This is a genomic window from Bacillus cereus group sp. N14 (assembly GCF_016483555.1).
GTDB lineage: Bacteria > Bacillota > Bacilli > Bacillales > Bacillaceae_G > Bacillus_A > Bacillus_A wiedmannii.
The window spans coordinates 331,146-344,491 of sequence record NZ_JAEHBQ010000003.1 but is presented as its reverse complement, the minus strand read 5'-3'; the positions used below and the strand labels follow the sequence as shown (position 1 = coordinate 344,491).

Sequence of the window (13,346 nt, the reverse complement as noted above, 5' to 3'; positions counted from 1 at the left end):
TTAAAAAGATTATTTTATTAAACTCACTATGAATTGTTATCTACTATCTCTTGTCTTTCTTCTCTTATTTGACCGATTAATGAAACTACAGAACCAACTGCTTGAATCCAGCTCCCCGTAATTACTATAATCTGTCCATCCTCCTCATTGCCTTCCGAAATTCCCTCCACTTTATCCCGACTAGCTTTCAATTCATCAATTCCACCTATTGCCTGTAATGAATTTCCAGTCGCTTGTAACACATTCCCGGCAATGTTATACGATTCATCTATATCGGAACTATCCTCTAATTCTCCACCTATTGCTGTAATACCACCTAATGCTTGTATCCAATTCCCTGCAATCACTACTTTTTTTTGTGTATTATCTTCAAATTCTATAATGAGTCCTGTTAAAACCGTTACATTACCAATTGATTGGATTTCATTACCGATTTTTTCAAGAGATATTTCCCCTTGTCCATCAGCTTCCAGACCGTTCCCTGTTGCCTGTAATACATTCCCCCATATGTTTAAATCTCTTCTTAATTCGTCGTTCAATTTTTTAAAAGGTGTACTACCAACTGCAGCAATAATTGTCCCTACTGCAACAAACCAAGCACCAACTATCTCCTTAATCGGATCATCCATTTTCAATCTATCCCGTCATTAATTTACTACTTACAGGATATGAATTTATGCATCTCCATGTTAATAGCCTACTTCTCTCCATTTGAATAAAACTCGATATTTCGTTAATACTATAAATACATCAAGTATGACATCCCTGTTTGGAGCAGTTAGCTTTTGCTAATCGCTCTTTTATTTCGTTCTTGCTTCTCGAAGAATTCTTTAAATACGCTTCCCAATACGTACACATTCTGTATTCCCCCTCGAATACAATACATAACTCAATATAATATCTATGTATCTAGATTACTCCTCCTGTATCGGCTAGTTAAACTTGACTAACTGCTCCTTTATTTATAATAAAATTAAATTTCTATAATTTTTTTAAAAATTCATCTCGATATTCATAATTCCAAACATCTAAAATCAAAAAATATAATTGTATCATCACAGGAAAATTTTCCGAATAACTTTTTTGTTAAAAAGTTTTCACCTTAAAATTAGACAAGCATATGTTATTGAATGGAGATTCTCCATTCATAAGATTCTTACCTTTCTTATCTAGAGCACACTTTAATGTGTGCTTATTTTTAGTTAGAAACTACAACATCCTCAAATATATTTCTTTTTTTACAAAAGCGGATATTATTCTTTTGTACAAGCACTCTTTCCTTTTAATTAATAATATATATTGATATCCCAAAGAAAGGAGAGCAAAATATTTATGGCTAATTATTTTTATAAAGATGGTAAAAAATATTATAAAAATCAATCGCATTCGAACGATCAAAAAAATAACTGTTTTATTGAAACTCATACGATAACTGGTTCTGCAGAAAATGCAAATGGAAATATACCTTTATCTGTTTTCCTTGAAACCACCGCGCCACAAACTGTATTTGAGGATTTCACAAACAATCATAATAAAACATTAATTCAGTTATTCGTTGTCGGGATGAGTGCACCCGTTCAAGTAACTATTCTAACAAGAAAATCTAGCCGCCCAATTACTGCAACATTACAACCTGTTCAAACAAAAATATTTCAAGTTGAAGATTTTCAAAGTCTTACTTTTACCAAACAGGAAGGTCCTACTAGTATAGTTAGTTTATTTGTGCAAAAAACATTTTGTATTTGCTGTAACGATAATAAGGATTCGTGTGATGAATATTATCAAGATTGTAATTAATAGATGAACGCAGCAAAAGAAACCGTTTTATACAGGGTTCTTTTTATTTCGCCCATACATTTTCAAAAACATTTTAGAATCATACACTATGATTTTTCTTTAAATCTCTCCCTCCCCGTTATTTTATGAAAATAACACTTTAGTTTAATTACGGGACTTATCATCATTTAATGAAGGAAAGTAAAATTTAGAAAAAAAGACGACGTATTCAACGTCGTCTTTTTTATAAACAGAAAAGTGAATTCTCAAGATTTCTTTTTGCATCAAAGCCCATTATCTCTTAGTTCATACCTAGGTAAAGCTTACACTGTTTTCCATAATGATAAGGCATAAATCCAGTTTGGATCCCCATTTCCTTGATAGCTCTGGACTGCTTCATATACTTTTCCTTCGTGTAGAACTCTATCTCCCTTTTCATATGCTTTCTTTGCATCCCAACCTTCATATGAAGCGCTTTCAGTTTTTGTAGTAATTGTGAATATATCACTCTGTACAGATTCATTTCCAGCTACATCAACAGCTTTCACTACATATTTATAAGTCGTATTAGAGAGTAAATTTTTATCCATATAAGCAGTCGTATTAGATGTTGCAATCTTTTTCATTAATCCTTCTGTTTCTCTATAAATATCGTAATGGTCTACACCAATATTATCGTCAGATGGACTCCACATTAAATCTACGCTTGACGCTGTCGTTCCCATACTATGTAATCCTTTTGGTTGTGTTGGTACTTCTGTATCAGGAGCCTCAACTGTTGTTTTTACTGTAAGCATTGCACTTTCTTTCGAGACATTTCCAGCTGCGTCAATAGCTTTTACAGTATAAGAGTATTTTGTACTTGGTTGTAATTTTTTATCAATAAAATGAGTTCCTGGTACTGTATCAATCATCTCTCCGTTACGGAAGATTTGATACCCTTTTACCCCTACATTATCCGTAGAAGCGTTCCACGTTAGTTCTATACTATTCGCTGTTACGTTTTGTGTCTGAATTCCATTTGGAGTACTTGGAGCTTCTATATCTGGTTTCACATCATTGATAAGATTAATATCAATTACATTATAGAATGCATTTGCTGTATCAGCTACATCCCATACTGCTAAAATCACATGATATCCACTTCGATCAGTAGGTACATTGATTTTGTGAGTTAAATGATTTGAGGCTGCAGAACCATCATGTAGTACAGTTCCAATTGGTTCAAAATCTGCTCTTGTGAGCGCTTTATTTGGATTCCATCCTCTTTTTGTAATATAGTAATGCCATTTGCTCGTTAAGTGAGGCGCTGTATATTTCCAAGTAAAAGTATTTTCCCCGCCTGTGATTATATTTTTAAACCAACGATCAGCTATTTGTTGATCTAAAACACCACCAAATTTACCACCTGCAGAAGCGATTTGGCCATCAACTGGGCCAGCTTGCGGGAACCCTTTTGGAGCTTCCAAACTTTGTGGTTCATACATAACACTTCCGCAGTTTACATTTAGTGCACCATAAGTTGGACTACATAAAGCAGATCGACTACCAGGCTTTTCAACAAAACCGTGTGCGTATGCGTTTTGAGGAATAAGTGTCGTGCCAATAATTCCGGCTGTTAATGCAACAGCTCCTAGACTTTTTTTGTTCATTTTCATGTTTTGTAGTTGTTTTAAAAATCGATTATTCATGTTCCTGTCCCCTTCTTGTTATACTTTGTAGTGTAATGTGGGCTTCGATGTAAAAGAATAACAAGAGACAATCTTGTATCGATGTATGTGTTATTTATTCATACACCATAGTGAGAATATATTTCGTTTCTTGTGAAATATTTCACTTAACGAATATATCATGACATAGAAATCACTAAAATATGTGCAGAAGTTGCGCAGAAACTGTGAAAGCATTACTAACACGTAAAACTATCGCCTAAATTTATAATGCAGATATTTAACCTTTCAAAACAATCGATTCTTCGCTTCATATAACAGAAGAGTGCCTATATCCTTTCATATAGACACTCTTCTCATGTATAATTTTCTAATTATTACTGGCCTGCAAATGTAGTAATTTCATCAACAGCTTGCTTATATCCACCTGCTTTTCGGAAAGACTCCTTCAAATTCAAAGCTGCTTCTTTAAATGAAGGATTATTTAATACGATTTCTACACTTTCACGTAGTTGTTCCTCAGTTAATTCCTTCATAGACAACTTAATCCCAGCTCCGAGATTCTCCACTTGCTTTGCGATTACTGGTTGATCTGCACTTTGCGGAATTACAATGAGTGGAATCCCGTTATATAATCCTTCATGTGTACTGTTCATTCCGCCATGTGTAATAAATAACTTTGCATATGCGAGTAGTTTCGTTTGTGGTACATAGTTTTTCACAATGAAGTTTTTAGGAATATTACCTAAATCACTTATTTTCGTTTTATTACCAATAGACATCACAATTGTATGATCACTATTCTCGAACGCCTTCATACAAAGTTTATAAAAATCAAGCGCTTCATTGAAAACAGTACCTAATGAAATGTAAATCGGGCTTTTTTCTTCAAGTGTAGTAATATCAAACTCTTTATTTTTTATTTGTGTAGAGATGGATGGACCTACAAATTTAAATGTTTCATCAAACATATCTCCAAAAGGTTGGAATTCCTTTATTGTATACACAATAGTAAGTGGCGCTGGATTACAGAAAACTTCATACTGTGAGTTTATTTCAACACCATATTTTTCTGCAATTCCCTTCGTTAAGCTTTCAAAATCATTATGTATCTTATCCTGAACTTCCACGGGGATATTTTTAGACAAGTGGTCTAACATTTGTTCAAATGATTTTTCATCCTGTGCAAACGATGTACAGGAATTTATTGCTGGAAGCTTTAGAATTTGAGCAATTATATGTCCACAACCAAACATTGAATCATGAATGATGTAATCAAAATGTTCCCCTTCAATTTGTTCAAGAACATTTGGTATAATAACATCTGCCGTATGTAAAAGACCATTTATTCTCTCTGATAAATAATTTCGACCACCAGAAAGAAAAGCTTTTAAAAACTTTTGCTCGTCAATTGTTCGTACAGTAGCACCTGTCTTTTCAATACGATCTCTAAAAGATTCAATTGAAAAATAAACTACCTCTTCCCCGCGTGAAACTAATTCTTCTACAACTTGCAATGTTGGATTTATATGTCCTTCTGATCCAGTATTAACGAATAAAACACGTGCCACTTTAAACACTCCTTAATTTAAATCTTTTTCTAAGTTGTCATTAGAATTATAGGTATTTTGTCTTATTCTTCTAAATGGACCTAGCAAGCCTAAACCCAAGGTCATCTATATGAAATGTAGGATGACTACGGCGACGACAAGTCGCACCGCAACCTCTAGCTGCTTCAGCCCAGCTACCACCTCGGAAAATTCGGTACGATCCATATACCTTTTCATCATACAAATCAAAGCACCATTCCCAAACGTTTCCTAACATATCATACAAACCCCATGCATTCGGCTTTTTTTTACCGATTTCATGAATACGTCCATCTGAATTTTCATTATACCAAGCAATCTCTTTCAGTTCTCCATATATGTATCCCGTAGTTCCTGCCTTACACGCATATTGCCACTCTGCTTCAAAAGGTAATCGGTAGCCATTTGAATCTAAATTACAACTAACAATTAGACCATCTTCACTAATAGAATAATATTCTTTTAATCCCGCTTTTTTGGAAAGTAAATTACAAAATATAATGGCATCATTCCATGAAATATTTACAACTGGTTTATTTTTATCTTTGAATAAATTTGGTTTATTATTCGCAATCGCATCATATAATTCCATCGTTACAACGTACTTTGCTAGAAGAAATGGTTTAACTTGGACTTGCCATTCTTTTTTAATTCGATCATCTCTTAATACTACTTTTCCTTCTGGAATTTTCACCATATTAGAATCAACCGGGCCAATGAATCTATTCAATCCTATCCCCCCATTTTACTTCTTTTTATAATCTAACTATTTATGGTATCGTACTTCTCTAAAAATAGTCTTACTTCATTTGAGGATTTTAAAATAATAACTTCTTTATCTTTACTCAATTGATTTAGCCTCTTTAAAATTGAAGGTCGTTTCGTTTTAGGATATTGCCATATCCATTTGAAAAATTGCAAATCAAACCTTTCTTCACATCCAGCACCCATATCCGGTCTTGTTTTATTCCGATATTGTACAACCCTTTTAAAAGCACGATAAACACATATTGTTCTATGAATATCAAGAAAGATAATTGTATCAGCTGCGTTAATTCTTATGTCCATTGTCCCGCCATAATTCCCATCAATAATCCAATTTTCCCCTTTAACTAATTCATTTTGAACCGTTCTTTGCTCCTCTTTCGGTACACCTTCCCAATTCGGTTTCCAAAATAACGCATCAAGATGATGTACTTTAATATTTAATTTATTCCCTAACTGTTTTGCTAATGTAGATTTTCCTGAACCACCAGAACCTATTAATATTATTTTTTTCATAAATACCCCTTCTTACATCTTTTATTTCTTCCGTAACATAAACTCACAAAACATTCCAATCCCAACACCAATTGTATAAGCAACTAAATCACTCCACAAAAATCCGTAACCTAATACGAGTCCACCTAAGGTTGTTGCACGAATGCTATCTATCCATTCGGCATGGTACAATTGGCTCAATTCAATCCCGTAACAAAACAGCAAACTTATAAAAGCCAATTTCTTCGTTTCCATTTTAGGAAATAAAAATCCGAATCCAGTAAAAATCATACATGCCCATAAAGCATCTCCTAAGTAGTCATTTAATAGATGAGGTAACGTAAATGCAAATTTTCTGGAACATAGACCTAAAATAATTACAACTATAGTAAACAATGCATATAATAATCTATTTCTTTTCATATTCATCTCAATATCCCCTAATATGTAATTTAAAACTGTAAATAGCTAGTAAAATATAATTATTTTACTAGCTATTTTTTAATGGCTTTCATAATAAGAAAATGTGGGTTTGTATTTAGATAATGATATGATTTTTCGTTTACTTCTCTCATTTTTTCAACCGGCCTCGGTTCCTCCATTTTATCTAACACAAAATAATTTGTTGTTTCATTAATTATATCTTGGAGTGATCTTCTAAAAAAGCTAACTTCTATTGTAATATTTGGTTTAGTCCACGTATCTACTAATAATTGTTTTTCAAAATAATTTTCACAAGGAAACTTTGTAAAATCCATAAAAGGATGATGAATGGAGTATATAAATTCGCCACCTGGCTTCAATACTCGATGAAACTCCTGAAATACTTTATTCCAATTTTCTAAGTAATGAAGCGTTAACGAACTTACAATAACATCAAAAGTATTATCTTCAAATGGTAATACTTCTTGCAAATCATGACAAAGAAACGTTGCTTTATTACCCGTACTTTCCTTTGCAGCTTTTACCATTTCAGAACTTACGTCAATTGCAGTAACATTTGCTCCCCCTTCTACAAATTGGGTAGTATACCACCCAGCTGCACATCCAGCATCTAATATACTCTTCCCTTCTAAATTCTTTGGAATCATCTCCATCATCGCTGGTCTTTCATAATAACTGTTATATGGATTTGCCAAGTCTAGATTTTCTTTATATGTACTCGCTAATTTATCATATGTATCTTTGATCGTGTCTTTCATTACTTCCACCCCTTATACATATTAATCTAATAACTCTTGCTGCTTTTTCTTTGAAAATGATTGTAGAACTAAATCATATGACCAATCAATCATCTTATTAGTTTGCTCTTGCTCTACATCTTTATGTATATACACTGTATTCCAATGCTTTTTATTCATATGATACCCCGGAATGATTGCTTCTGGATACTCTTCTCTTAATCTTAATGCAAGTTCTGGATCACATTTTAAAGTAATCGCAGCTTTTTCTCCTTCTTCATGGTTTATTATCGCAAATATTTTATTATTAAGCCTCATACATGTTGCATTCCAACCATCAGGAGAATCTTCAGTCGCTTTTCTTTTTGATAAACAATATGTTCTTGTTGCATTCATTTTCATTGGCACCTCTTATTCTTTCACTATTTGATTTCGATGCATTACAATTTGTTTCGTCGCTTGAAATTGGTGTTCACCATAAAACTTTATTAATTTCTCTCCACAAAATAGACTAACAATATGAACATGAGAAATCTCTTGAAGTAACATTGTAAGCATCTTCTCCCCAATCCCTTTATTTCTTACAATCTCATGCACAACAACATCTTCTATGTACGCTCGAAAAACACCATCAGAAACAACTCTAGCAAATCCGATTAATTCATTTTCTTCCCATACCCCAATTGCTATACTATGCTTTAACATTTTTTGAATATCGATTTCTTTTCTTTCTGGCCACCAACCGACAGAGTCATAAAGTTTTTTTATTTTTCCTACGCAGATTGGTTGTTCATGTTGTAATTTATACGTGTACATTTTCTTTCTCCCATCAAATTACTCATTATATTTATTTTGTCTTACTTTACTTCCTTCAATATAAGCTATAGAATCCAACCTGTTATTAAACCCTTTATAAAATTAATTTATAATATAGATATTACAATTGCAATATAAACAGTCCCTCTCTCATCCTTTCCTATTTTTTCTATATTAAAAATAGCACATAATATATTAAGTTGACTAATGATAAAAACCGCCCAATAGGACGGCTTTTATCTTCATTTAACTTCATACCACCAACCTTTTCGATCAAGCCAACCCTTCATACCGTTTAATTGCGCATCGCTAGTTGGATCCGAAATAAAATACGTTAAGCCATCCGATTGTAAAATGAAGGTAGCGGTCATTTTAACTGATGTTAATGCTTTCATAGCTTCAGGAGCCTCATATGGTGAAAAAGCACCTGATTGAATGATGTTTTGTTTAGAAACTTGTGCTTGTACATTCTCTTGTTTTGGTACTGATTCAGTAAACCAGGAAAGTGGTTTATTTCCTATTAATTGATTTAAATCACATTTGCCGATACCTGGTACATTACCTGTCTCGGTGTATTGCCAAATATCACAAGGATATGCTGGTTTATTACCGCCATACCTAGGAATCCATAAAAAATCACTTTTTACGTTCGCCATACCGAAAGGCTCATATACATGATGCCCAACATATAAGCCAACTTTCTTAGCACCTAATCGGCGTAACTCGTCGATAAAAGCTTGTGTACCAGCTCTCATATCATCTATTGTTTTCACTTCTACGTCAGCAGCCCAAACTGTAGCACTCTTATCACCGCGATTCCAAAAATCTTGCGCTTCCTTCTTCGCATCAGCAATTGAAATAAAGCGACAGAATGCATAGTTACCAAATGGAATATTTCTAGTTTTCATTGCTTGGACATAGTTTTTATATAAAGGATCTACATAATTTGATCCATCTTGTACCCTAGCGATTACGAAATCTAGTTGTGGAGCTGCTACATCCCAGTTAATGTTACCGTTCCATTTCGAAATATCTACAATATAACCGATTGCTTAACACCTCCTTTATTAGTATTATATTTAGAGCTCGTCTTATTGCTCTTCCACTCCTAAAAATTCAATAGTATTTGCTAGTATATATAGTAAATACGACAAGTGTCTTCAACAAAGACAGTAACTCATTTCCATTAAAAAAGAAAATCATAGCTATACGAATCGTACTATTTGTCCCCATAATTACATCAGGTTGAGTAGTTGCTTTAAAATTAAAATAGCATCACCTTGTTTGGTGATGCTTTTAAAATCAATTTTTCTTCTAGAGCACGAATCCAATCACTATAACCGCTTCTCTAAAAAGTGTTGACTATATCCTTTAGGATGATCTTCAACAACACCATATTCTCGGTAGCCGTGCTTTTTATAAAAATCTGGCGCTTGAAAACTAAATGAATCTAATAATATTAATCTACACCCTTTTTTCTTCGCGATGTCTTCGATTTTATGTAACAGTTGACTGCCATAACCATCATGACGAACTGTTTCATCAACCCATAAAAAATCTATATGAAGATGATAAAAATACATCGTTCCTGTTACCCCACCAAATATTTTTCCATCCTCATCTTTTACTACGAAACTTACTTGCTCCATCGGCTGTTTTGCTTCATCTCTTAAAATCGACATGTTATATTGAATTACTTTATTTTTTATGTATTCTCCTTCAGTTGGAGTACCACTTTCTATATGTTTCATATATTTCTTCCTTTCAACTTAGTAAGCTACCTTTAATTTTTACTTTTCCTTTTTATAATACTAATAAATACGAATCCACCATAAGTAACAAAACATGAAAAACCAATTATCCCTGGTACAGAGACATAGCCTATTGTTATATAACTTATAACAGCAAAACTAACGATAGACAATAAAATAGATGGCCAAAATATAAGTGCTGTTTTTCTTCGTCTCTGTTTCGATGTACTTGCTTTCTCTTCAGAAACACGTGTGCCAAAAAGCAATACAATACAAATGAGGATTGCTGCAAAGTAAATCGTATCCAATGACAGATTATGATCATAAATCGCGATTCCAACTTCAATAGCGATAATTGTTAAAATTAATATGATAATTGTTGAAGTTTTTAAGTTTCTATTCAATTACTTGCCCCCTAGAATGCTTTCACTATATATATGTCGTATATGTACTTCAAAGCTGATGCAATAGTTTCATCGGCTTCTTTATTTTCAAATCGATTAGACAAATCTTTTCCTCCAATAACATAAAGAAGCGGAAATTCATTAAACACTCCTAGTATACCAATATTTATTATAGCTTTTGGCAATCCACCTGTCATATGTGCTAAATGATTATGCGGTATCCCCTCATATTCTCCTTGCTGCCTTACCATTCCATTTATTATTGGTTCCCATAATTCCGGCTCAGTTTTATACCCTCGAAAAATTTGCACTAAAAGTGAATGTATTTCATTTAACTCTCCAACATTTTGTTCATCTCTAGGGTTTTCTTGAACATGTATGTTAGGGAAGTACGTTGAAACATACTTTCTAACAGTATCCCATCCTCCGCAGTGCAATACAATCGCCTTTGCAATATAACTGTCATGACACGCTATCATCACTTCAACAGCTTTACTGAGTGATATTGTATCTCTTCCTTGCAAATGTGGATATAATTGTGCACTATCTTCTTTTGGATTAAATTTAATTTGGTGAAGCATATCATTCCAACTAATTTGTTTGTTTTTTACCATGTTTGCTACTGCAAATCCAATTGCCACTTTTGCTGCTGATGCTAAAGGAACATATAGTTCATTATTATAGGAGGCAATTATATCTTCAGATTTTGTAGAAGACACAATCACTCCAACTTGACCAGATTGTATTTCTTTCATTCTTTCAATGACAGTTTGCATATTCGCACCTCTTTTTATATTGTTTTATTACATTCTTAAATTTCGATATAGAATGTATAAAACCTTTTTTGTTACTTGATATGTATGCATACAATAAAAAAGATAGCATGAAACTTTCCCATGCTATCTTTCTAAATTAAATATTAAGCAAAACTCAATAATCTATTCTTCCGTAGGTTTTTTAGGACCTTTAAGCTCCAATTGATAAAAAGCTAAATCTAACCACCTGTTAAACTTATAACCAGCCTTCTTAATTGTCCCCGCATGAACAAATCCATAGTTTTCATGTAAGGCAATGCTTTTCTCATTTTCTGCATCAATTCCAGCAATTAAGGTCATATATTCCCTTTCTTTTGCAACTGTGATCAATGCTTTCATTAAAGAAGCTCCTATCCTATTTTTTCTATATTCCTTATGAACATACACAGAATGCTCAATTGAATATTTATAGGCAGGCCAAGCTCTAAACGGCCCGAATGTCGCAAACCCTACTACTTTATTATCTAATTCGTATACTAAAATTGGATAACCTTCAGCCTTTTTTGTTTCATACCAGTCTATTCTATTTTCAAGGGTTACAGGTTTATACGTATATACGGCTGTTGTATACAGTATGGCATCATTATAAATATCTAACATGTATGTTACATCTTGTTTCCTTGCTTCCCTTATCATCGTTTTCTTCCTTTCCTAAAGTTTATCTTCTTTCTTTTCACTACTACATACGAATACGAGCTTTTCGAAAACCATCAAATATATTTAATGCAGCAGATATAATGTAAATGATAATACCTCCACCTATTAACCACGTTTTAAATTCCTCTGGAGAAGTAGTAAACACATTTGCCACAAACGTAATAAATCCTTCGTTAAATAAATGCGGATTTACTACAATTACAATGAATACTATTGTTCCAGCTATTTGAAGAAAAGCATTCCCAATTGCCAACTTTTTCGTCCATTGTTCCTGTACTAACTTATAAAGAGATATACCTATTTCAAAAACAATCATAATTACAACGATTGGCCAATACTGAAGTAACACATCTTGATTAAAAGTTGGCGCGACAAACTTCAGTCCGTTTTCTGTACCATGATATACACCTACAAGATGATTCGCATAAAAATAAAGTGTTGCCCATATTGCCGTCCACATTAACCCGCCAAATACTTCGAACTTTGAGATCGACTTTTTCTTTGGAACATACGAAGTATTTTTCAAATCATCAGGCGTCCATTTTTTTAAACTTGTCGTCAACGGTTGGGTACCTTTGTCTTTATCTGTTCTTTCTAAAATTGCAAATACAAGTGTCAACCAGAAAAACACATGGAGGACTACTTCGATAATTTCCCCAATTCCTTTACCTATCAAATTTAAAATAACGTTTAATACCGCTTGCTCACCATTATATCCTACAAAATTTTCTGCAACCATTGCAATGAGTGCGATAACAGTTGCAATTGGTATAATCATTTTTAATAACGTCGTATATACATCAAAATAACGTGGTCCAATTAAATGCATCGGTCTATCCAAATATCCATTAGCCAATGAAACGGGACTTCCTAATTTTTCAAGAACTCTTTTTTCGTCGTTTTCACTATAATCATCAGGTAACATATCCTCGATTGTTGACCGTAATTCAAGAATAATATCTTCACGATTTTTTTCAGGTAATCTCTTCGCTACTTCTTCTACATAAATATCAATCAAATTCATTTTTGTCCTCCTCCTTTAATAAGTTATAAAGCTCTTTCGAATCCTTTATCCATTCTTTCTTCAGCTGCAAAAATATCTCTAATCCGTATTCACTTAAAACGTAATACTTACGAGGTCTACTCTCCGTTTTATCCCAACTACTCGTTACTAGCTCCTGCTTTTCTAATCGGCGAAGTAGTGGATATAAAGTACTTTGATCGATTATAATCCCTGATTGTTCCAATAATTGGACAAGTGAATACCCATACTGCGGTGTTCTTAACTGGCTTAAAACCGCTAATGTTAATGTACCTCTTCTTAGTTCAGTAATTAACGAATTTAATAAAGCATCCATTCACTCACCTCATTTCCATTACTATATGTCATACAGTATGTGTTTTATACTATGTATCGTACAGTATTA

17 protein-coding genes are annotated in these 13,346 nt (G+C 33.2%); 1 reads left to right on the top strand and 16 read right to left on the bottom strand.

The window, feature by feature from the left end; genetic code table 11:
• Window positions 1–26: 26 nt before the first annotated feature.
• Window positions 27–629, bottom strand: a complete 603-nt coding sequence (locus JDS82_RS07530; protein WP_048560833.1) for a DUF6944 family repetitive protein — start codon at window positions 627–629, stop codon at window positions 27–29.
• Between the two features lie 703 nt (window positions 630–1,332).
• Here JDS82_RS07530 and JDS82_RS07525 point away from each other — a divergent pair.
• Complete coding sequence (locus JDS82_RS07525; protein ID WP_064057134.1) at window positions 1,333–1,797, top strand: hypothetical protein; 465 nt, start codon at window positions 1,333–1,335, stop codon at window positions 1,795–1,797.
• Between the two features lie 302 nt (window positions 1,798–2,099).
• Here the strand turns inward: JDS82_RS07525 and JDS82_RS07520 are convergent, their stop codons facing one another.
• From JDS82_RS07520 to JDS82_RS07450, 15 genes are all read right to left on the bottom strand, one after another.
• Window positions 2,100–3,467, bottom strand: a complete 1,368-nt coding sequence (locus tag JDS82_RS07520; protein WP_199712959.1) for a lytic polysaccharide monooxygenase — start codon at window positions 3,465–3,467, stop codon at window positions 2,100–2,102.
• A 356-nt stretch (window positions 3,468–3,823) separates the two neighbouring features.
• The gene (locus JDS82_RS07515; protein ID WP_064460364.1) at window positions 3,824–5,017 is read right to left on the bottom strand and encodes a macrolide family glycosyltransferase; all 1,194 of its coding nucleotides are present in this window, start codon (window positions 5,015–5,017) and stop codon (window positions 3,824–3,826) included.
• A gap of 70 nt (window positions 5,018–5,087) precedes the next feature.
• The gene (locus JDS82_RS07510; protein WP_001078764.1) at window positions 5,088–5,765 is read right to left on the bottom strand and encodes a formylglycine-generating enzyme family protein; all 678 of its coding nucleotides are present in this window, start codon (window positions 5,763–5,765) and stop codon (window positions 5,088–5,090) included.
• 32 nt (window positions 5,766–5,797) lie between these two features.
• On the bottom strand, window positions 5,798–6,316 hold the full coding sequence (locus tag JDS82_RS07505) for a DNA topology modulation protein (protein WP_000720540.1): 519 nt from the start codon (window positions 6,314–6,316) through the stop codon (window positions 5,798–5,800).
• 21 nt (window positions 6,317–6,337) lie between these two features.
• Window positions 6,338–6,724, bottom strand: coding sequence for a ribosomal maturation YjgA family protein (locus JDS82_RS07500; protein WP_001056435.1), 387 nt, complete (start codon window positions 6,722–6,724; stop codon window positions 6,338–6,340).
• Between the two features lie 65 nt (window positions 6,725–6,789).
• Window positions 6,790–7,497 carry a class I SAM-dependent methyltransferase gene (locus JDS82_RS07495; protein WP_074650466.1) on the bottom strand — a complete coding sequence of 236 codons (708 nt, stop codon included), beginning with the start codon at window positions 7,495–7,497 and terminating at the stop codon, window positions 6,790–6,792.
• 21 nt (window positions 7,498–7,518) lie between these two features.
• On the bottom strand, window positions 7,519–7,872 hold the full coding sequence (locus JDS82_RS07490; protein ID WP_033658841.1) for an MmcQ/YjbR family DNA-binding protein: 354 nt from the start codon (window positions 7,870–7,872) through the stop codon (window positions 7,519–7,521).
• Between the two features lie 15 nt (window positions 7,873–7,887).
• On the bottom strand, window positions 7,888–8,292 hold the full coding sequence (locus JDS82_RS07485; protein WP_000288955.1) for a GNAT family N-acetyltransferase: 405 nt from the start codon (window positions 8,290–8,292) through the stop codon (window positions 7,888–7,890).
• A 242-nt stretch (window positions 8,293–8,534) separates the two neighbouring features.
• A complete protein-coding gene (locus JDS82_RS07480; protein WP_033658753.1) occupies window positions 8,535–9,341 on the bottom strand; it encodes a GH25 family lysozyme in 807 nt (268 codons plus the stop codon).
• Between the two features lie 285 nt (window positions 9,342–9,626).
• Window positions 9,627–10,043 (bottom strand): GNAT family N-acetyltransferase, encoded by a 417-nt coding sequence (locus JDS82_RS07475; protein ID WP_199712958.1) that lies wholly within the window; start codon window positions 10,041–10,043, stop codon window positions 9,627–9,629.
• Between the two features lie 32 nt (window positions 10,044–10,075).
• On the bottom strand, window positions 10,076–10,447 hold the full coding sequence (locus JDS82_RS07470) for a hypothetical protein (RefSeq protein WP_048566251.1): 372 nt from the start codon (window positions 10,445–10,447) through the stop codon (window positions 10,076–10,078).
• Between the two features lie 11 nt (window positions 10,448–10,458).
• Window positions 10,459–11,223, bottom strand: a complete 765-nt coding sequence (locus JDS82_RS07465) for a serine hydrolase (RefSeq protein WP_064057130.1) — start codon at window positions 11,221–11,223, stop codon at window positions 10,459–10,461.
• A 162-nt stretch (window positions 11,224–11,385) separates the two neighbouring features.
• Complete coding sequence (locus tag JDS82_RS07460) at window positions 11,386–11,898, bottom strand: GNAT family N-acetyltransferase (protein WP_000617498.1); 513 nt, start codon at window positions 11,896–11,898, stop codon at window positions 11,386–11,388.
• A 43-nt stretch (window positions 11,899–11,941) separates the two neighbouring features.
• Window positions 11,942–12,943 (bottom strand): HAAS signaling domain-containing protein, encoded by a 1,002-nt coding sequence (locus JDS82_RS07455; protein WP_199712957.1) that lies wholly within the window; start codon window positions 12,941–12,943, stop codon window positions 11,942–11,944.
• Window positions 12,930–13,277, bottom strand: coding sequence for a PadR family transcriptional regulator (locus JDS82_RS07450; protein WP_048560821.1), 348 nt, complete (start codon window positions 13,275–13,277; stop codon window positions 12,930–12,932). The genes JDS82_RS07455 and JDS82_RS07450 overlap by 14 nt, the downstream gene beginning before the upstream one ends.
• Between the last annotated feature and the right edge of the window lie 69 nt (window positions 13,278–13,346).

Bases quoted from the DNA above. Each gene is read 5' to 3' on its own strand.
- JDS82_RS07530 (WP_048560833.1), bottom strand. From the start codon at position 629: ATGGATGATCCGATTAAGGAGATAGTTGGTGCTTGGTTTGTTGCAGTA.
- JDS82_RS07525 (WP_064057134.1), top strand. From the start codon at position 1,333: ATGGCTAATTATTTTTATAAAGATGGTAAAAAATATTATAAAAATCAA.
- JDS82_RS07520 (WP_199712959.1), bottom strand. From the start codon at position 3,467: ATGAATAATCGATTTTTAAAACAACTACAAAACATGAAAATGAACAAA.
- JDS82_RS07505 (WP_000720540.1), bottom strand. From the start codon at position 6,316: ATGAAAAAAATAATATTAATAGGTTCTGGTGGTTCAGGAAAATCTACA.
- JDS82_RS07500 (WP_001056435.1), bottom strand. From the start codon at position 6,724: ATGAATATGAAAAGAAATAGATTATTATATGCATTGTTTACTATAGTT.
- JDS82_RS07495 (WP_074650466.1), bottom strand. From the start codon at position 7,497: ATGAAAGACACGATCAAAGATACATATGATAAATTAGCGAGTACATAT.
- JDS82_RS07490 (WP_033658841.1), bottom strand. From the start codon at position 7,872: ATGAATGCAACAAGAACATATTGTTTATCAAAAAGAAAAGCGACTGAA.
- JDS82_RS07485 (WP_000288955.1), bottom strand. From the start codon at position 8,292: ATGTACACGTATAAATTACAACATGAACAACCAATCTGCGTAGGAAAA.
- JDS82_RS07475 (WP_199712958.1), bottom strand. From the start codon at position 10,043: ATGAAACATATAGAAAGTGGTACTCCAACTGAAGGAGAATACATAAAA.
- JDS82_RS07465 (WP_064057130.1), bottom strand. From the start codon at position 11,223: ATGCAAACTGTCATTGAAAGAATGAAAGAAATACAATCTGGTCAAGTT.
- JDS82_RS07460 (WP_000617498.1), bottom strand. From the start codon at position 11,898: ATGATAAGGGAAGCAAGGAAACAAGATGTAACATACATGTTAGATATT.
- JDS82_RS07455 (WP_199712957.1), bottom strand. From the start codon at position 12,943: ATGAATTTGATTGATATTTATGTAGAAGAAGTAGCGAAGAGATTACCT.
- JDS82_RS07450 (WP_048560821.1), bottom strand. From the start codon at position 13,277: ATGGATGCTTTATTAAATTCGTTAATTACTGAACTAAGAAGAGGTACA.